Consider the following 17,705-nt stretch of genomic DNA (forward strand, 5'->3'; position numbering starts at 1 on the left):
CATCCCCACAATCACCGACTCGTGCCAATGGAAACGTTCATCTCAGACTAGCGCTCGCATTGTCATGTCCACAATCGACGTGAGCGCGGATTTGTCCAAGTCGGTCTTGCCGAGCACTCGCATCCCCTGAACGATGCAGAGCAGAAACCGACCGACCTCCTCTGCGTCCAAGCGTTTATCGAATTGGCCAGCCTGCTGGCCGCGCGCGATCGCAAGACTGAACTGCGTCGCGATGCGGTGCAGCGTCGATTCGATGTGGGAACGCATGTCCTGGTCGTCCGGTAGCAATTCGATCGCCGCATTGGTGATCAAGCAGCCGTGCCGATCGAGCAGATTCGCGCTGACCAACGTGTAATGCAGCAGCGCCGCGCGCAACGCGTCAGCCGGCGGCATGTCGGCGGCCAGCCGCTCCTTCAGCCGCGCGACTGCACCTTCCGCATAGCGATCGAACGCCGCGACAAGCAAACCGTGCTTGTCGCCGAAGGTCCGGTAAAGACTGCCGCGGAACACGCCTGTAGCGTCGCACAGCGCCTCGACAGGCGTCGCGTGATAACCATGCGCCCAAAATATTCGGGCAGCAGCGTCGATCGCCTGGTCGACATCGAATTCCCGCGGTCGGCCGCGTTCCGCAGAACGTCCGGGACGGGAGCGAGCGCGAGTTCGGGAACTGTCGAAGGTAGTCATGGAGTAGATATTAGAACCAATCGTTCTCAAAATCAACCTGCAGACTCTATTCCAAAACGCTCGCTGGGCGATTGAGGATATTCAGTTTTCTGGATGAAACCTTGATCGCCGCAATCGGAAATAAGAGAGGGATACTGATGCCGGAATTGAACGACCGAGTGCACCAGTCGTCTGGGACGCGCCTGATGCAACAGGCATAGTCGACCCGGAGCGGTCCCTATAGAAACGTAGAGAGGATTGTCGCGTCCTCGCGCGAGAGCCATTCAGCTGCGGCGAAATGGGTGCTTTTGCTTACCACCCCTCCCAAAACGACTAGTTCGATTTGGAAGTCAATGCAACGTTCGCTCGACCTGTTGCAGGCGGCGCTTCCGGCTCGTCGAGATGGCATTCGAAATAGAGGAGGTGATGCCACTCGCCATGGATGGGCGAGTTACGCTGACAAGCTACCGACGATCGTATCGTCGAGCCAAACGAGGTACTGATAGGCTCGATCTCCGACTCTATCGCTAGTTGCTGCTCTTATCGCTTCGCGAACCGCGGAAGCGCTGTAGTAGTCGCAAGGGCGAGCGTTAATCCATTGCTCGTAGTAGGCCCGGTTTTCGACCTCGAATGCAAGTAGCGCGTCGGCATCGCTCAACGTCGGGGGAGTCATCGTTGTCGTCCAACGGCTCGGGTGTGCACAAGCAGGAAATCACTCTCGGGACTAAAGCGCGGATCTGATCTTGTGCAGCGAGCTGTTGCAGGGCCCTCGGAAGTCGACGGCCTTCCGCCAGGGATAAGCCGAAATCCGCAATCGTCGCGCCTTCAACCGGTCGTCGCACAGCGCCAACAGTGACCCTTTCTCCCGTTCCTTGCCGCTCCAGATAGATATTCCAATGCAGTTCCATGACCGTCTCTCCCCAGCGGCTCAAGAACTCCAGTGTAGTCGTTGCGGTCGACTCCCCCCGATCTCGTGCGCTCCCGTGGACGCCGCTAGCGGAAATCAGAGCCGCCTGAATTAACGCTGTAAACGTGAAATGATTAAATAATGATTTTGTAATTAATGGATATTTGCACCATTTCGATGATCGACAGAAAGCGCTTGAACCACGTTGGTGCCGGAATTCGCAATTAGAGAGCAAATACTTAAACATGATATTGCTCCATCAAAAAAAGTTTTCTCACTGGCATTTTTTTTTGCTATCTTCGACTCGCTTCAACAAAACTGACACATAGATCTGGCGGTCCGAGACCCCTGATGGCGTCCAGGCGGAGGGCAAATGACGGATAGTCGGCCGCGTTGGTGCCGAAGCGAAATGTATTGGGTTAGTACAACTATCGATTGTCGATAAGCACAAGAAACATTGCGGGTTCATGAGCGGCCAGGAATTGCCGCGTGGGCTGCATTTTCTAATTCGTAGTGCGAATGTAATTTCGCATCAAGTCGGTTTCTGTCACGCGCGACTTGTGGTCATGGCGTGACGAGGGTTTTCTGCGGCAGGATTGGGGCGTACTGCGCCGAGGGAGCGAAGGTGGTGATGAAAGTGCAAATGGGAGCGCCAGCCGAAGGCGTGCGCTCGGGCGGACCAGGCCGCCCACGCGAATTCGGGCGTAGGCAGCAGAACCCTGTGCGCCGCTACGGCGGAATTGGCGCGGTAATCGTATTGCACATTGTGCTCATCTACGCGTTGGTCAATGGTCTTGCAAACAAGGTCGTGCAGGTGATTCAGCATCCCATTGAAACGAAGATCATCCAGCCCGTAGCACCGCCGCCGCCGCCGCTGCCTACCGTGCAGCTGCCGCCGCCGAAGTTCGCGCCTCCGCCGCCGCCTTTCGTGCCGCCTCCAGAAGTGCCGGTGCAGGCGCCACCGCAGCAGTCGATCGTGCATCAGGCTGCGCCCGTGGTCAGCGCGCCTGTCACCGCACCGCCTGCACCACCCGCGCCGCCTGCACCCGTGCAGAAGCCGGTGAGCCACGAAGTGGGCGTCGTGTGTCCAAACTCGGATGAGATCCGTTCGTCGATCCGCTATCCGAAAGAGGCACAGGACAACGGTGTGACCGGCGACGTGCTCATCGAATTCGTGGTGGATCCGCAAGGTCATGTTACGAATGAGCGAGTGGCGCAGTCGGCCAATGACGACAGTCTGGATGCCGCGGCATTCAACGCAGTCAAGAAGTTCAACTGCATTTCGCAAGGCCAGCCGGTACGCGTGCAGGTTCCGTTCTCGTTCAGTCTCAACTGACGCTCGGGCTGCATGTATCGGGTGGCGACTCATTACCCGGATTTTTAGATGTTCAACGGATGAATTGGAGCAGGCATGAAAAAGCGTTCCTACGCCGCACTCGCGGCAAGCATGTTGATCGCGGTAGCCACGGTCGATACCTTTGTCGCGCCGCAGCTTGCCAACGCGCAGGCTAGCATCCCTGCGGCAGTCGCGTCGGCGCCCGCCACCGCAGCCGTCGCCGCACCGTCACCCGCCGCGAGCGCGGACCAGCCGGCGCCGCCCCCCGCACCGGCCACCTCGGAGACGGTCACGAACCCATACGGTCTCGGCGCGCTCTGGAAGAACGGCGACTTCGTCGCGCGCTTCGTCCTGTTGCTGCTCGTGGTGATGTCGATGGGCAGCTGGTACATCATGATCACCAAGTTCTTCGAGCAGTTCCGCGCAAACCGTCGTGCGAAGAGCGCTGACGAGCAGCTCTGGAGCGCGCCGTCGCTAGCAGAAGGCGCAAAGCAGCTCGAGGAGTCGTCGCCGTTCCGGTTCATCGCGGAAACCGCGATCGAGGCCGGCGAGCATCACGACGAAGCGCTGCTCGAGGCCGTCGATCGAAACACGTGGATCGACGTTTCGGTCGAGCGCGCCATCACCAGCGTGTCGAATCGCCTGCAGGACGGCCTGGCATTCCTCGGCACAGTGGGCTCGACCGCGCCGTTCGTCGGCCTGTTCGGTACGGTGTGGGGCATCTATCACGCGCTGACGGCCATCGGTATTGCAGGTCAAGCTTCGATCGACAAGGTCGCGGGTCCGGTCGGTGAGGCGCTCATCATGACCGCCATCGGTCTGGGCGTGGCCGTGCCGGCGGTGCTCGGCTACAACTTCCTCGTGCGACGCAACAAGGCTGTGATGGAGCGTGTCCGCGGCTTCGGCGCGCAACTGCATACGGTTCTGCTGGCTGGCGGCAAGCGCGTCGCGCGCTCCGCGCCGCGCGCCGCCGTCATGGCCGACTGAGCGAGGAGTACGCCATGGCCATGAGCGTTGGAGGCGAGGGCGATGACGACGAGGTCATCTCGTCCATTAACACGACGCCGCTCGTCGATGTGATGCTGGTATTGCTGATCATCTTTCTGATCACGATTCCCGTGGTGACGCATACAGTGCAGCTCCAGCTACCGAAGCAGACGGTGACGCCGCTGCAGACGCAGCCGAAGAGCGTCGAGATCGCGGTCAATCGCGATGGCGACTTCTTCTGGTACGAGCAACACGTCGATGCGCCGACGCTGCTGGCACGGCTGAAGACAGTGTCCGTGCAGACGCCGCAGCCGGAAGTGCATATCCGCGGCGACCAGGCGACGCGCTATGAGGCCATCGGGCGCGTGATCACGTCGTGCGAGCGGGCGGGAATCGCCAAGGTGTCATTCATTACGGAGCCGCCGGCGCGCGGCGGTTAAGGGGCGGTTATGGGCATGAACGTATCGTCGGGCGGTGGAGCAAGCGAACCCGAAGTGATGGTGGACATCAACACGACGCCGCTGATCGACGTGATGCTGGTGTTGCTGATCATGCTGATCATCACCATTCCGATCCAGATGCACGCGGTGAAGATGAACTTGCCGGTGGGCAATCCGCCGCCGCCGGCCGTGCAGCCGGAGGTGGTGCAAATCGACATCGACTTCGACGGCGCCATGACCTGGAACGGCACACCGGTGCCCGATCAGGAGACGCTGGAGCGCAGGTTCGCGCAGGTCGCGGCCGAACCGGAGCAGGCAGAAATTCATTTGCGTCCGAACCGGCTCGCGCCATACAAGGACGTGGCCGAAGTGATGGCCGCGGCCCAGCGCGAAGGCGCAACGAAGATCGGCTTGATCGGCAACGAACAGTACATGCAGTGAGGCATTCGAAAGCGATGAGCATTTCTTATCGATTCAAGAGGACGGCGCTTGCGCTCGCGGTGAGCGCATTGTCGACGCTGGCCATGGTGCCGACAGCGGCGCGGGCGGCGGACACGCTACGTCCCGACGTGGCGAAGCCGCTGAACGATGCGCAGAACCTGTACCGCGCGCACCACTACGAGGACGCGCTCAACAAGATTGCGCAGGCCGCGGCCGTATCGAACAAGACGCCGTACGAAACGTACATGGTCGAGGAGATGCGCGGCGCCGCCGCCATGGCGGCGGGCCAGAACGGCGTTGCCGCGCAGGCGTATGAATCGCTGCTCGCGAGCGGGCAGCTCAAGGGCGAGGACGCCCAGCGCACGACGGCGGCGCTTGCGGGCATCTACTTCCAGCAGAAGAACTATGCCCAGGCGATCAAGGTCGCGCAGCGCTACCAGAAGGCTGGCGGCGGCGATCCCCAGATGGCCACGCTGCTGGTCGAGTCGTACTACCTCTCCGGCGACTACGCCAGCGCGACGCGTCTGCTGAACGCGAGCGTCGAAGCTCAGGTGCGCGGCGGTCATACGCCGGAGGAGGCGCAACTCCAGTTGCTCGGTACCTGCGCTCAGCATGCGAACGACCAGGAAGCTTATCGCAGTGCGCTCGAAAAGCTCGTGGCTTATCACCCAAAGCAGTCATATTGGGACGACCTGCTGCACGCGATTCGCAGCAAGCCCGGCTATCTCGGCGCACTGGATCTGGACACGTATCGCCTGCGCCGCGCGACGGGCTCGCTTTCCAGCGCCGATGACTACATGGAGATGACGCAACTGGCGATCGTTGCCGGGTCTACGGCCGAAGGCAAGCAGATCATCGATCAGGGCTTTGCGTCTGGCGTGCTGGGTCACGATGCTGGAGCCGATCGCGAACGTCGCCTGCAGGCACTAGCGGCAAAGCGCGCCAATGCTGCGCCCGACCCGGCCAATCCCGTCGCACCGTTCGATGCGGCATTCAATCAGGTGTATGCGGGGCAGGCGAAGCAGGGTCTCGCGACCATGGAATCGCTCATTGTGAAGGGCGGCCTTGATCACCAGGATCTAGCGCGACTGCGCCTCGGCGAGGCTTATTTTGCCTCGGGGCAGAAAGCGCGAGCCATCCAGGCTTTCAATGCAGTACGGGGCAACGATGGCAGCGCCGATCTGGCGCAGCTCTGGGTGCTGGTGGCATCGAAGCCGTGAGTGTTTGAGCGAACCGCAACAACGCATCAAAGTTCGGTAGTTAGTTAGGTATACGTAGGAAAGAAGGAGTGGCGTGGCCCGGTTTGGCTCGGCAGGGGTGGATGTGACAGAAGTGAAGCAGCACGAGGTTTTGGGGGCAAGTGGTCGGCTGTAAATGGAAGAGCCCTGGGGAGGGCGAATCCAGGTAAAAAGTGGCGCGATGCGACAGCGTCGTCAAATCTAATGCGGGGGTTCACGAGACCTTGCTTCGCATAACGAAGTAGACGTGACCGACGAGAGAGAAGGGGGAAACTGTGAAACAAAGAGCATTGGCTGTTGCCATTCGAAGAATAATCTGGGCGGAATTGGCGTTTTCAGCGGCGTTTGCGGTACCGGCGTTCGCGCAGAGCCAGCCCGTGACCAACGGCGGCGCGGCGATCGCGGCGGATAATGCAACCGCGCCAGCGTCCGCGCAGCAGTCGGGCGCGAGCGCGCAGACGGGTGCCGACAGTACGGGCGGCGCAGCCGCCACGACTGGTGACAAAGCCACCGTCAAGCAGCTGAAGAAGTTCGAAGTGACCGGTTCGCTGATCCGGCAATCGGACAAGACGGGGTTCCAGCAGGTGCAAACGATCACCACGAAGGACATTCAGAATAGCGGCGCGACGACCGTGGCCGACTATCTGCGCTCGGTTTCGGCCAACTCGGCCAATAGCTGGAGCGAAGGCCAGGCGGGCAACTTCGCGGCCGGCGCGGCGGGTATCGCGCTGCGCGGCTTGAGCGAGAAGTACACCCTCGTGCTCGTCGACGGCCAGCGCGTTGCGCCGTTCGCCTTCTATTCGAACAGCACCGACAATTTCTTCGACCTCAATACCATCCCGCTCAACGCCATCGATCGCATCGAGATCGTGAAAACCGGCGCTGTGTCGCAGTACGGCTCGGACGCCATTGCGGGCGTGGTCAACATCATCACGAAGCACGATTTCCGCGGCCTTCAACTCGACGGCAGCTACGGCAGTTCGGTGAGCGACGGTGGCGGCAACGGCACGACGAAGTTCGGCGTTCTGGCGGGCTTCGGCGACCTCAATGCGGACCGCTTCAACGTCACCGCATCGGCGAGCGTCTATCACTCGGCGGGCTCGACGCTGGCCGACCGCGATTCCACGTCGGCGCAGGACTTCACGAACAAGCCGGGCGGCCTCTCGCTGCTCGCGCCGTCCTATTGGCAAACGGGGCCCAACACCGCACAGGCGTTGAGCGGGTGCCCATACGGCGGCTCCGTCCATCCTGCCGGCAGCAATTTCCTGGGCGCGGCTGCTGGGCTGGGCGGCACGGTGTGCGCGTTCAACACCGCCAACGGCATGTCGATCGCGCCGGAGACGACGCGCGCGAGCGCAAAGGTTCACGCCGACTTCAAGGTCGACGACACGACCACCGCCTTTGCCGATCTGTGGGAAAGCTACACCCAGACGACCACGAACGACGGTCTCTGGAACAACATCGTCGGCAGCCCCCAAACCCCGACGCTCACCTATACTCCGGGCGTCGGTCTGACGCCGTTCAACAACGTCGTTCCCGCAAGCAACCCGTACAACCCGTATGGCGTGGACACGCCGCTCACCTATTCGTTCCCGCGTACCGTGGCAGAAGAGACGTACGCGAACTTCTGGCGTGCGTCCACGGGCATTCGCGGTTCGTTCTCGGTGCCGAAGTATGGGGACTGGGACTGGTCGACTGCTTATAGCCACTCGCAGAGCAACGTTTCGAACACCTACACGAATCAGCTCAACGCTGCGACGCTCAATAACATCTACCAGAACGGCACATTCAACTTTGCCAATCCGTCGTCGACGCCGAATGGCCTGAACGGCCTGTACATGGATGCGAACAACCAGGGCATCTCGAAGCTCGATACGGTTGACGCAACGCTCGCCACGCCGAATCTGTACCATCTGCCAACGGGCGATATCGGTGTCGGCTTCGGCGCCCAGTTCCTGCACCAGAGCGAAGTCATCAACCCGGGCGCGGAGTTTTCCCAGGGCCTCGTGGCGAACCCGATGCTGCAGACCGTCAACGGCCAGCGCAATGTCGCGGCGGTGTACTACCAGGTCGACGTGCCCATCGTCCACAACCTGACGTTCAGTCAGTCGGGCCGCTACGACCACTACAGCGACTTCGGGGGCGCGTTCTCGCCGCGCTTCGCCCTGCGCTATCAGCCCGTCAAGGAGCTGACGATGTACGGCTCCTATAACCGCGGCTTCCGCGCGCCGACATTCGTCGAAAACAGCGCTTCGCAGACGCTCGGTATCCAGCAGTCGGCCACCGGCACGGTCACCACGATCACCGAGGGCAATCCGAACCTGCAGCCTGAACGCACGCGCAACATCAACCTCGGCTTCCAGACTTCGCCCACGCGCACGACCGATTTCGGCTTCGACTGGTACAAGATCCGCGTCGATCACGTCATCGGCGAGGCGGCTTCGCCGTCGCAGGTCGTGACGAATGCGCAAGGCCAGGTGGTTTATGAAGTGTTCCCGTACGAGAACCTCGGCTACCTCGACACGAACGGCTTCGAGGGCACCTTCCGCCAGGCGTTGCCGACGAAGGCGGGCACGTTCACGCTGACGGCCGACTGGGCGTACGTGAAGGACTTCACGCTCGGGCAGTCCACGGGTCCCATCAACGGTGCGGGCAACAACTTCACGATCACGCAGCCGTTCGGCGGCAGCTTCCCGCGCTGGAAGGGCAATACGACGCTCGACTGGGCCTATCACGGCTGGAATGCGGCGCTAACGTGGATGTACACGGGACCGTACGCACAGACGCTTTCGGTGGCTGCGCCCACGCCGGTTGCCGACAAGGTAGGTTCGTATAGCCAGTTCAACCTGATGGTCACCTACACGGGCATCAAGCACTGGACGATCTACGGCGGCATCAACAACATCTTCAACCGCACGCCTCCGTTCGATCCGATCTTTGCCAGCAGCGCGCTCGACCAGACGGGCTACGACACGTCGCTGTACAACTATATCGGCCGTTTCGCGCAGATCGGAGCGACGTACAAGTTCTGAGCGATCGGTGCAACGTGGTGAGTAGTCGATGAGGCAGGCGGCCAAGGCCGCCGGCCTCGAATGTTTCCTGTAGTGGCGAGCGACGGCGGCAAACCCCTGCCCCGTCGGACAGACGAACCGTGCATCGGCCAGACGCCGGTGTGCGTCCTCATGCAGACAGACGATGAGATTGAAGAAGTTGAGCTTGTCACGATTGTCGCCGCATTGGTCAGGTGCGGTTTGCGCACTGGTCATGGCAGTGGGAGTGGGTGCGCTTGCCGGGGTGCCGGCACGAGCGGCTACGGCGCTCGCGCAGTACGATCAGCCGAAGTATCCCGCCGGCTTCACCCATTTTGACTACGCGGATCCCGATGCGCCGTCGAACGGCGTCCTGAGTTTCGAAAACTACAACGAGTACCAAAGTAACGATTCGCTGAATCCTTTCCTCGTGCGAGGCGCACCCGCGCCGGACATCCAGAATCTGATGTTCGACACGCTGATGCAGCGCAGTTGGGACGAACTGGCGTCCGAATATCCGCTGATCGCCGATCGCGTTGACGTCGCGGCCGATCTGGCTTCGGCGACGTTCCATATCAACCCGGCTGCGCGCTTCTCGAACCGCGATCCAATAACGGCCACCGATGTCAAATACTCGTTCGATACGCTCACGAGCCCTCAAGCTTCGCCGCTCTTCAATGCGCAGTTTTCGGTGATCAAGAAGGCGGTCGTGGTGAACGCCTCGACAATCCGTTTCGAGTTCCGTCGAGCGGAGCGTGACGCGCCGCTCATTGCAGGCGACTTGCCTATCTTCTCGCCCAAGTGGGGGATGAAACCGGACGGCACGCGCGTTCCGTTCGACCAGTTGTCGAACGAACCGCCCATTGCGAGCGGCGCGTATCTGATCGCCGAACGCAAGAACGACAAGCAGATTGCGTATCGCCGCAATCCCGCGTATTGGGCGGTCAATCTGCCCACGCGCCGCGGCATGTACCGCTTCGAGCGCATCACGTTCAAACTCTACCTCGACCTGTACACGCAACTCGAGGCGTTCAAGGCCGGCGATGCCGATGTGCACGTGGAAGACAGCGCGACCCAATGGGCGCGCAAGTACGTGGGCAAGAACTTCCGTAACGGCACGCTCAAGCAGACCAATTTCCCGGACGGTCCCGCACAGATGCAGGGCATGCTATTCAATCTGCGCAAGCCGATGTTCCAGGACGTACGCGTGCGCCATGCGCTTTCTCTCGCGTTCGACTACGACTGGATGAACCGCATGATGTTCTACGGTCAGTACCTGCGCCTGCACAGCTATTTCGAGGCGAGCCCGTTCGGCGCGACCGGCACGCCGGGCGAGAAGGAGTTGAAGCTGCTCGAACCGTGGCGCGCGAGCCTGCCGCCGGAAGTGTTCGGGCCGATGATCAAGCAGCCAACGACGCTGCCGCCCGATTCGCTGCGCGGCAATCTGCGTGAGGCGCGCGATCTCCTTGCGCAGGCGGGTTGGCATTATCGTGACGGCGCGCTGCGCAATGCCGCGGGCGAGCCCATGAACATCGAAATCCTGGACGACCAGCCGGGCATGGACCGCGTGATCCTCCCCTACACGCAGGCCCTCGCGACGCTCGGCATCAGTGCGCATCTGCGCGAAATCGACAGTGCGCTGTACCAGAAGCGCCTGGACAATTTCGACTACGACATGACCACCTGGCTCTACAGCCCGGTGACGATTCCCGGCGCGGAGCTTGAACGCCGCTTTGGCAGCGCGGCTGCCTCGCAGGTGGGCTCGGAAAACTATCCGGGCGTGCGCTCGCCGGCCGTCGACGCGCTCGTGAAGGCGGTGCAAGCCGCGAACACGCTCGACGATCTCGAAGCGGCAACGCGTGCCCTCGATCGTGTGTTGCTGAACGAGTACTACCTCGTGACGGAGTACTACCCACCTAACGCGCGCATCGCATACAAGACGTCGCTCGGTTATCCGTCAGTCGTGCCCGTATCGTTCGGGTCCCAGGACTGGATCATCGATTACTGGTATCGCAAGCCGCAAAACGCGCAGGTCGCCCGGACCGCGCAAGCGGCCGCCCACTGAGGACCACCATGTTCGCCTACATTTTTCGACGTCTATTGCTGATGGTGCCGACGCTGATCGGCGTCGTCACGCTCACGTTCGTCGTCACGCAGTTCGTGCCCGGCGGCCCGGTCGAGCAGATCATGGCGCAACTGCGCCATGGCAATGCGACGCGCGGCGGCGAGACCGGCGCTGGAGGAGGCGGCTATCACGGCAGCCAGGGCGTGGATCCGCAACAGATCGAGCAGATCAAGAAGGAGTTCGGCTTCGACAAGCCTCCGCTCACGCGCTATTTCCTGATGCTCAAGGACTACGCCACGTTCGATCTTGGTCAGTCGTACTACCAGCACGACAGCGTCTGGAACGTGATCCGCTCGAAGTTGCCCGTTTCGATCACGCTTGGCCTGTGGACAGTACTGCTAACTTACGTGATATCCGTGCCGCTCGGCATCGCAAAGGCGGTGCGCAACGGGTCGCGATTCGACACCGTGACCAGCGTACTCGTGCTCTCCGGCTATGCGGTGCCGGGTTTCGTGCTCGGCGTGCTCCTGCTGATGCTTTTCGGTGGCGGCTCGTTCTGGCAGGTGTTCCCCATGCGGGGTCTCACGTCCGATGACTTCGCTGACCTGAGCCTCGCGGGCAAGGTGCTCGACTACCTGTGGCACATCGTCCTGCCGGTAACGGCCTCCGTGGTCGGCAACTTCGCGATCGTCACGATTCTCACGAAGAACACGTTCCTCGAAGAGATTGGCCGCCAGTATGTGCTGACCGCGCGGGCAAAGGGCGCGCCCGAGCGCGATGTGCTGTGGAAGCACGTATTGCGCAACGCGGCCATTCCGCTCGTCACGGGCTTGCCCGCCGCGTTCATTGGCGCTTTTCTCAACGGCAATCTGCTGATCGAAACGCTGTTCTCACTGGACGGCATGGGCCAGCTCTCTTACGACTCGGTTATCCGCCGCGATTACCCCGTCGTGCTTGGCTCGCTGTTTCTTTTCACGCTGATTGGCCTCGTAACCAAACTCATTGCTGACGTCTGCTATGTCCTCGTCGACCCCCGCATCCAGTTCCAACGCCTGGACGGCTGAAACCGCCGCCGTTGCGCACGCGCCGTCGGTCTCGCCCTGGCGCCGCACGTGGCAGTGCTTTCGCGCGCAGCCGCTCGGCTATTGGAGCCTTGTCATCTTCGTCACGCTGTTTGCGATCAGCATGCTCGGCGAGGTGCTCGCAAATGACCGGCCGCTCGTCGTGCGTTACGACGGTCAGTACTATTTCCCGATCGTGAAGGATTATCCGGAGACGATCTTCGGTGGCGACTTTCCGGCGAGGACCAACTACCTCGACCCGTATATCCGGCAGCGCCTCGAATCGAACGGCAATTTCGCGATCTATCCGCCCAATCATTTTCATTACGATACGATCGACTACTTCGCGGCGCGACCGTATCCGTCCGCGCCCTCGGCCACGAACTGGCTCGGCACCGATCAGTTCGGTCGCGACGTGCTTTCGCGGTTGCTCTACGGCTTCCGGCTTTCCGTGCTGATGGCCCTGGCGCTAACGGTATCCGGCGTCGCATTGGGCGTGTTGACGGGTGCGGTGCAGGGCTTCTATGGAGGACGCACCGATCTCATCGGGCAGCGGCTCATCGAAATCTGGAGTTCGATGCCGGACCTCTACCTGCTCATCATCTTCGCCTCGATCTTCGAGCCTACGCTTTGGCTGCTGTTTATCCTGCTCTCCATGTTTGGATGGCTGGTGCTTTCCGATTACGTGCGCGCTGAATTCCTGCGCAACCGCTCGCTCGACTACGTGAAGGCGGCGCGCACGATGGGCCTCTCCAACTGGCAGATCATGTGGCGCCACGTGCTGCCCAACAGCCTGACGCCGGTCATCACGTTCCTGCCTTTTCGCATGAGTGCGGCCATTCTCTCGCTCACCAGTCTGGACTTCCTCGGGCTCGGTGTGCCGCCGCCCACGCCAAGCCTTGGCGAGCTACTCCAGGAGGGCAAGAACAATCTCGAGGCATGGTGGATCTCGCTCTCGGCTTTTGCGGCGCTCGTCATTACGCTGCTGCTGCTCACGTTCATGGGCGATGCACTGCGTAACGCACTCGATACGCGCAGGCGTGGCTCGGCGTTCGGCGGAGGTAAATAATGAATCGTCCTTTGCTGGAAATCGAGCGCTTCAGCGTGCGCTTCGGCGAGAAACAGGCGGTGCGCGAACTGAGTCTCTCGATTGAGCGCGGAGAACGCGTGGCGCTCGTCGGCGAGTCGGGCTCGGGCAAGAGCGTGACGGCGCTGTCGATCCTCGGCCTCGTCGAGCATGCAAGATTCACTGGGCGCATACAGTTCGACGGCGAGGATCTGCTGCAGAAAACCGAGCAGGAGATGCGCGGCATTCGCGGAGCCGATATCGCCATGGTCTTTCAGGAGCCGATGACCGCCCTGAATCCGCTGTACACGATCGGCAAGCAAATTGCCGAAAGCCTGCGTCTGCACGAGGGGCTCAGCGCCGGCGCGGCGCGTGAGCGCGGTATCGAGTTGCTGCGGCGGACCGGCATTCCCGAACCGGAGCGCCGCATCGAGAGCTTTCCGCATCAGCTGTCCGGCGGACAGCGCCAGCGTGCGATGATCGCGATGGCGCTCGCGTGCCGCCCGCGCCTCTTGCTCGCCGACGAGCCCACGACTGCGCTGGACGTGACCGTCCGCCAGCAGATCGTCGATCTGCTGATCGACCTGCAGGAGCAGGAGGCGGCAGCGCGTGGCATGGCCATATTGCTCATCACGCATGACCTGAACCTCGTGCGACGCTTTGCGCAACGCGTCGCGGTAATGGAAAAGGGCGTCCTCGTCGAAACGAACACGACCGCGGCGCTTTTCTCGAACCCGCAGCATCCCTACACGCAGCGCCTGCTCGATAGCGAGCCGCGTCGCGAGGTGGCGCCAGTCGCGGTGGATGCGCCGCCCGTCCTCGACGTGAAAGGCCTCGCCGTGGATTACCGCACGGCGGTCAAAGGCTGGCGCTCGGTGTTCGGCAGTTCGACTTTCCGTGCCTTGCACGAAGCGAACCTGACGCTGCGGCGCGGCGAAACGCTCGGTATCGTCGGCGAGTCTGGCTCGGGCAAATCGACGCTCGCGGCCACCGTGCTCGGCCTGAAAAGCGCGGCAGCGGGCGAGATCCGCATCGAGGGGGTCGCGCTCTCGGCGCAACGCAAGGCGAGGGCCCGCCGCGCACTGTACTCGCGCATGCAGGTGGTGTTTCAGGATCCATTCGGCTCGCTTTCTCCGCGCATGACGATCGAGCAGATAGTCGGAGAGGGGCTGGCCGTGCACAGACCGGAGGTTGACGGACCGGCGCGACGTATGCGTATCGCATCGCTGCTCGAGGAAGTGGGCCTGCCCGCCGATTCGATGCAGCGGTACCCCCACGAATTTTCTGGCGGACAGCGCCAGCGTATCGCCATTGCCCGTGCACTGGCGGTGGAACCGGAACTGATCGTTCTCGATGAGCCAACCAGCGCGCTCGACGTCTCGATTCAAAAACAGGTGCTCGCGCTGCTGACGAACTTGCAGAAGAAGTACAAGCTGAGTTATTTGTTCATCACGCATGATCTGGCCGTCATGCGCGCGATGGCGCATCGTGTGATCGTGATGAAAGCGGGCCGCATCGTCGAGCAGGGTGACACGCTCGACGTGCTGCACGCGCCGTCTCATCCTTACACGCAATCGCTGCTGGCGTCGTCGATGCTGGACGAGCCGGCGGTGCTACAGGAGAAGTTCGCATGATCGAAGAGCGTTGGCTGCAGGGCGCGCGCACGCTGAAGAGCAGCGCCGATTTCTGGTCGCTGCGCATGACGGGCGAAGTTGTCGAGGACCACGTGGTGCGCAACGACGTCGCGCAGCCGCTGCGTGTGGTGCGCGAGCGGGGCGCAATGCTGACGGCCTGGACCGGCGCCGGTGCCGGCTATGCGGCGACGGCCGACCTCAGTGCAGAGGGGCTCCAGCGTGCGCTCGACATCGCCACGGCGCGGGCGTTCGCATGTGCGCAAGTCTCGTTGATCGATTACCGCCGCATTGCCCGGCCCGTTGCGAGCGGCAGCTATGCTTCGCCGAACATCGACACGCCGCTCCCCACCCGCCGTGAGTGGCTCAGCCAACTCGCGCACGAATGCGCGTCGGCGAACCTCGACTCGCGCATCGTCGAGCGCGTGGCGAGCATGCACGTCGCGCACACGGATCAACGCTATCTCACGAGCGACGGTGTGAGCATCGAGCAGCGCTTTCGCTACCTCATGCCTGGGCTGAGCGTGGCCGCGCATGCGAACGGCGACACGCAGGTGCGAACACTTGCCGGCGACCACGGCGCGCTCGGGCAGGGAGGTCTGGAGATACTCGCACGGCACGGCTTCAATGGCGCTGGCGCCCGTGTGGCGAACGAGGCGCTGCAACTGCTCGCGGCGCCGAATTGCCCGTCGGGCACGCGCGACCTGCTGCTGATGCCGGACCAGATGATGTTGCAGATTCACGAATCGATCGGTCATCCACTCGAACTGGACCGGATTCTCGGCGACGAGCGCAACTTCGCTGGCTGGAGCTTCGTGAAGCCGGAGATGTTCGGCAGCTATCAGTACGGCTCCCCGTTGCTGAATGTGACGTTCGATCCGGATCTGCGCGAAGAAGCCGCTACCTACGCGTTCGACGACGAAGGCAGTTCGGCGAGCAAGCAATACCTGATCCGCAACGGGGTGCTGGAGCGGCCGCTCGGTGGGGCACTCTCGCAGCAGCGCGCCGGGCTGCCGGGGGTCGCGAACTCGCGCGCGGCCAACTGGAATCGCCCGCCTATCGACCGCATGGCGAACCTGAACATCGAGCCCGGTACCGAAACCCTCGCCGCGATGATCGCAAGCATCGACAACGGCATTCTGATGACTTCGAATACGTCCTGGTCGATTGACGACCATCGCAACAAGTTCCAGTTCGGTTGCGAATATGGCCGGCTCATCGAGAACGGCAAGCTCACGCAGGTCGTCAAGCGGCCTAATTATCGCGGCATTTCGGCGAGCTTCTGGCGCAGTCTCGTCGCCGTAGGCGACGCGAGCACCCGAGAGGTCTACGGCACGCCTTATTGCGGCAAGGGAGAGCCCGCGCAGGTCATTCGTGTGGGGCACGCGTCACCGGCGTGCGTCTTCAGCAACGTAGACGTTTTTGGAGGCGCCTGATGAGCGACGTACTCTTTGCAAGCGAGCGTGTGGCGGTAGACTGGCACTCGCATTTCATGATGCTCGCCGATGCGATCGACGGGTTGTTGCTGGCCGGTGAAACGGCGCTCACGTCTTTTGCCGCAGAGCAGTCGGACTTCATTCGCTTCAACGGCGGCAAAGTCCGGCAAATGGGACTCGTCTCCCAAGGCAAGCTCACGCTTCGGATGATCGATGGCGCGCGCCAGGCGTATTCCACGCTCGACATCTGCGGCAACGCTGATCAGGATCTGCGCGATGTGGGCGCGACGTTGCAAACGCTTCGCTCGGACCTGCGTGATGCACCTGATGATCCCCATCTGCTCTACGACACGACAGCGTGGCACCGTTCGACGCGGCGCACGGGACGGCTGCGGGATCCGCATGCCCTCATCCATGTGGTGGCCGAATGCGCGCGCGGGCTCGACTTCGTTGGCTTCTACGCGGGCGGCATGCTCGCGCGCGGCTTCGCCTCCAGTTGCGGCAGCCGTGGCTGGCACGAAGTCGAAAACTTCTGCTTCAGCTGGTCGCTCTATCATCCGGGCGGCCGCGCCATCAAGACGACCTATGCGGGCGAGAACTGGGACGACGCGAAGTTTGCCAGCAAGGTGCAGGAGGCGGCGGTACGCCTGCCCGTGCTAGCGCTCGCGCCGCGAGCGCTCGGGCCGGGCCGGTACCGTGCATGGCTCGCGCCAGCGGCGCTCGAAGAACTGCTGGGCGTTGCTGCGTGGGGCGGCTTTTCGGCGCGCGCGCAGGCGACGTCGCAGAGCCCGCTTTACCGGCTGCACGGCGGCGAGCTTTCACTCGACGCGCGCGTCTCGATCACTGAAGAGCTCGGACTTGGTATTACCCCTGCCTTCAACGAAGACGGCTATTTGCGCGTAAGCGTGCCGCTCGTGCGTGAGGGGAGGAGCGTCGCGCAATTGACAAACGCCCGGACGGCGCGCGAGTATGGCCTGCTCCCTAACGGTGCACTGGCGAGCGAGGCGCCGTCGTCGCTTTCGATGCCGGGCGGCGACCTCGCGGATGCGGATGTGCTCGCGGCGCTGGGCACGGGTCTGTACGTCGGCAACCTCTGGTACGTGAACTTCTCGGATCGCATGGGCTGCCGCCTGACCGGCATGACGCGTTTTGCGACGTTCTGGGTGGAGGAGGGGCGTGTCGTTGCGCCGGTAGACGCGATGCGCTTCGACGACAGTCTGTACGGCCTGCTGGGCGAGCGCCTCGAGCGTCTCGGCGCGCAGCCCGAACTGCGCCTGTCCGAAGACACGTGGGGTCAACGCGCGACAGGCGGCATGCAGCTTCCCGGGGTGCTGGTGAAGTCGTTTGAACTGACGCTGTAGCCTGCCTGACCGTCCCTGACGTCTCAAACAAGAAGGAAACAACA

At 62.3% G+C, this 17,705-nt stretch carries 13 protein-coding genes; 12 read left to right on the top strand and 1 reads right to left on the bottom strand.

The features are described 5' to 3' along the window. Positions 1-42 precede the first annotated feature (42 nt). Entirely contained in the window at positions 43-684 is a 642-nt protein-coding gene (locus tag AB4Y36_RS29855; protein ID WP_069261324.1) for a TetR/AcrR family transcriptional regulator, read from the bottom strand. Between the two features lie 1,529 nt (positions 685-2,213). On the opposite strand from AB4Y36_RS29855, the gene AB4Y36_RS29860 reads away from it, so the two are divergent. The 12 genes from AB4Y36_RS29860 (at position 2,214) to AB4Y36_RS29915 (ending at position 17,661) form a co-directional block, all read left to right on the top strand. After that, positions 2,214-2,906: an energy transducer TonB gene (locus AB4Y36_RS29860; RefSeq protein ID WP_368684894.1), complete on the top strand. Its 693-nt coding sequence runs from the start codon at positions 2,214-2,216 to the stop codon at positions 2,904-2,906. A 75-nt stretch (positions 2,907-2,981) separates the two neighbouring features. Then, positions 2,982-3,893 (top strand): MotA/TolQ/ExbB proton channel family protein, encoded by a 912-nt coding sequence (locus tag AB4Y36_RS29865; RefSeq protein WP_368603335.1) that lies wholly within the window; start codon positions 2,982-2,984, stop codon positions 3,891-3,893. Between the two features lie 14 nt (positions 3,894-3,907). Then, positions 3,908-4,333, top strand: a complete 426-nt coding sequence (locus tag AB4Y36_RS29870) for a biopolymer transporter ExbD (protein ID WP_069261321.1) — start codon at positions 3,908-3,910, stop codon at positions 4,331-4,333. Between the two features lie 9 nt (positions 4,334-4,342). Then, positions 4,343-4,774 (top strand): biopolymer transporter ExbD, encoded by a 432-nt coding sequence (locus tag AB4Y36_RS29875; RefSeq protein ID WP_069261320.1) that lies wholly within the window; start codon positions 4,343-4,345, stop codon positions 4,772-4,774. A gap of 83 nt (positions 4,775-4,857) precedes the next feature. Continuing rightward, entirely contained in the window at positions 4,858-5,994 is a 1,137-nt protein-coding gene (locus AB4Y36_RS29880) for a tetratricopeptide repeat protein (protein WP_368684977.1), read from the top strand. Between the two features lie 293 nt (positions 5,995-6,287). Beyond that, entirely contained in the window at positions 6,288-9,044 is a 2,757-nt protein-coding gene (locus AB4Y36_RS29885) for a TonB-dependent receptor plug domain-containing protein (RefSeq protein WP_368684895.1), read from the top strand. Positions 9,045-9,276: 232 nt separating this feature from the next. Next, positions 9,277-11,106, top strand: coding sequence for an extracellular solute-binding protein (locus AB4Y36_RS29890; RefSeq protein ID WP_368684896.1), 1,830 nt, complete (start codon positions 9,277-9,279; stop codon positions 11,104-11,106). Between the two features lie 8 nt (positions 11,107-11,114). Continuing rightward, positions 11,115-12,170, top strand: a complete 1,056-nt coding sequence (locus AB4Y36_RS29895) for a microcin C ABC transporter permease YejB (RefSeq protein WP_069261316.1) — start codon at positions 11,115-11,117, stop codon at positions 12,168-12,170. After that, positions 12,124-13,236 carry an ABC transporter permease gene (locus AB4Y36_RS29900; RefSeq protein WP_368684897.1) on the top strand — a complete coding sequence of 371 codons (1,113 nt, stop codon included), beginning with the start codon at positions 12,124-12,126 and terminating at the stop codon, positions 13,234-13,236. Before AB4Y36_RS29895 ends, AB4Y36_RS29900 begins: the two co-directional genes overlap by 47 nt. Further along, complete coding sequence (locus AB4Y36_RS29905; protein ID WP_368684898.1) at positions 13,236-14,867, top strand: ABC transporter ATP-binding protein; 1,632 nt, start codon at positions 13,236-13,238, stop codon at positions 14,865-14,867. The genes AB4Y36_RS29900 and AB4Y36_RS29905 overlap by 1 nt, the downstream gene beginning before the upstream one ends. Continuing rightward, positions 14,864-16,300 carry a TldD/PmbA family protein gene (locus AB4Y36_RS29910; protein WP_368684899.1) on the top strand — a complete coding sequence of 479 codons (1,437 nt, stop codon included), beginning with the start codon at positions 14,864-14,866 and terminating at the stop codon, positions 16,298-16,300. Before AB4Y36_RS29905 ends, AB4Y36_RS29910 begins: the two co-directional genes overlap by 4 nt. Beyond that, a complete protein-coding gene (locus AB4Y36_RS29915) occupies positions 16,300-17,661 on the top strand; it encodes a metallopeptidase TldD-related protein (RefSeq protein ID WP_368684900.1) in 1,362 nt (453 codons plus the stop codon). The genes AB4Y36_RS29910 and AB4Y36_RS29915 overlap by 1 nt, the downstream gene beginning before the upstream one ends. Positions 17,662-17,705 lie beyond the last annotated feature (44 nt).

This window comes from Paraburkholderia sp. BR10936, assembly GCF_040965735.1.
In the GTDB taxonomy this organism is placed as follows: Bacteria; Pseudomonadota; Gammaproteobacteria; order Burkholderiales; family Burkholderiaceae; genus Paraburkholderia; species Paraburkholderia nodosa_A.

Bases quoted from the DNA above. Each gene is read 5' to 3' on its own strand.
- AB4Y36_RS29855 (WP_069261324.1), bottom strand. From the start codon at position 684: ATGACTACCTTCGACAGTTCCCGAACTCGCGCTCGCTCCCGTCCCGGA.
- AB4Y36_RS29860 (WP_368684894.1), top strand. From the start codon at position 2,214: ATGGGAGCGCCAGCCGAAGGCGTGCGCTCGGGCGGACCAGGCCGCCCA.
- AB4Y36_RS29865 (WP_368603335.1), top strand. From the start codon at position 2,982: ATGAAAAAGCGTTCCTACGCCGCACTCGCGGCAAGCATGTTGATCGCG.
- AB4Y36_RS29870 (WP_069261321.1), top strand. From the start codon at position 3,908: ATGGCCATGAGCGTTGGAGGCGAGGGCGATGACGACGAGGTCATCTCG.
- AB4Y36_RS29875 (WP_069261320.1), top strand. From the start codon at position 4,343: ATGGGCATGAACGTATCGTCGGGCGGTGGAGCAAGCGAACCCGAAGTG.
- AB4Y36_RS29880 (WP_368684977.1), top strand. From the start codon at position 4,858: ATGGTGCCGACAGCGGCGCGGGCGGCGGACACGCTACGTCCCGACGTG.
- AB4Y36_RS29890 (WP_368684896.1), top strand. From the start codon at position 9,277: ATGGCAGTGGGAGTGGGTGCGCTTGCCGGGGTGCCGGCACGAGCGGCT.
- AB4Y36_RS29895 (WP_069261316.1), top strand. From the start codon at position 11,115: ATGTTCGCCTACATTTTTCGACGTCTATTGCTGATGGTGCCGACGCTG.
- AB4Y36_RS29900 (WP_368684897.1), top strand. From the start codon at position 12,124: ATGTCCTCGTCGACCCCCGCATCCAGTTCCAACGCCTGGACGGCTGAA.
- AB4Y36_RS29905 (WP_368684898.1), top strand. From the start codon at position 13,236: ATGAATCGTCCTTTGCTGGAAATCGAGCGCTTCAGCGTGCGCTTCGGC.
- AB4Y36_RS29910 (WP_368684899.1), top strand. From the start codon at position 14,864: ATGATCGAAGAGCGTTGGCTGCAGGGCGCGCGCACGCTGAAGAGCAGC.
- AB4Y36_RS29915 (WP_368684900.1), top strand. From the start codon at position 16,300: ATGAGCGACGTACTCTTTGCAAGCGAGCGTGTGGCGGTAGACTGGCAC.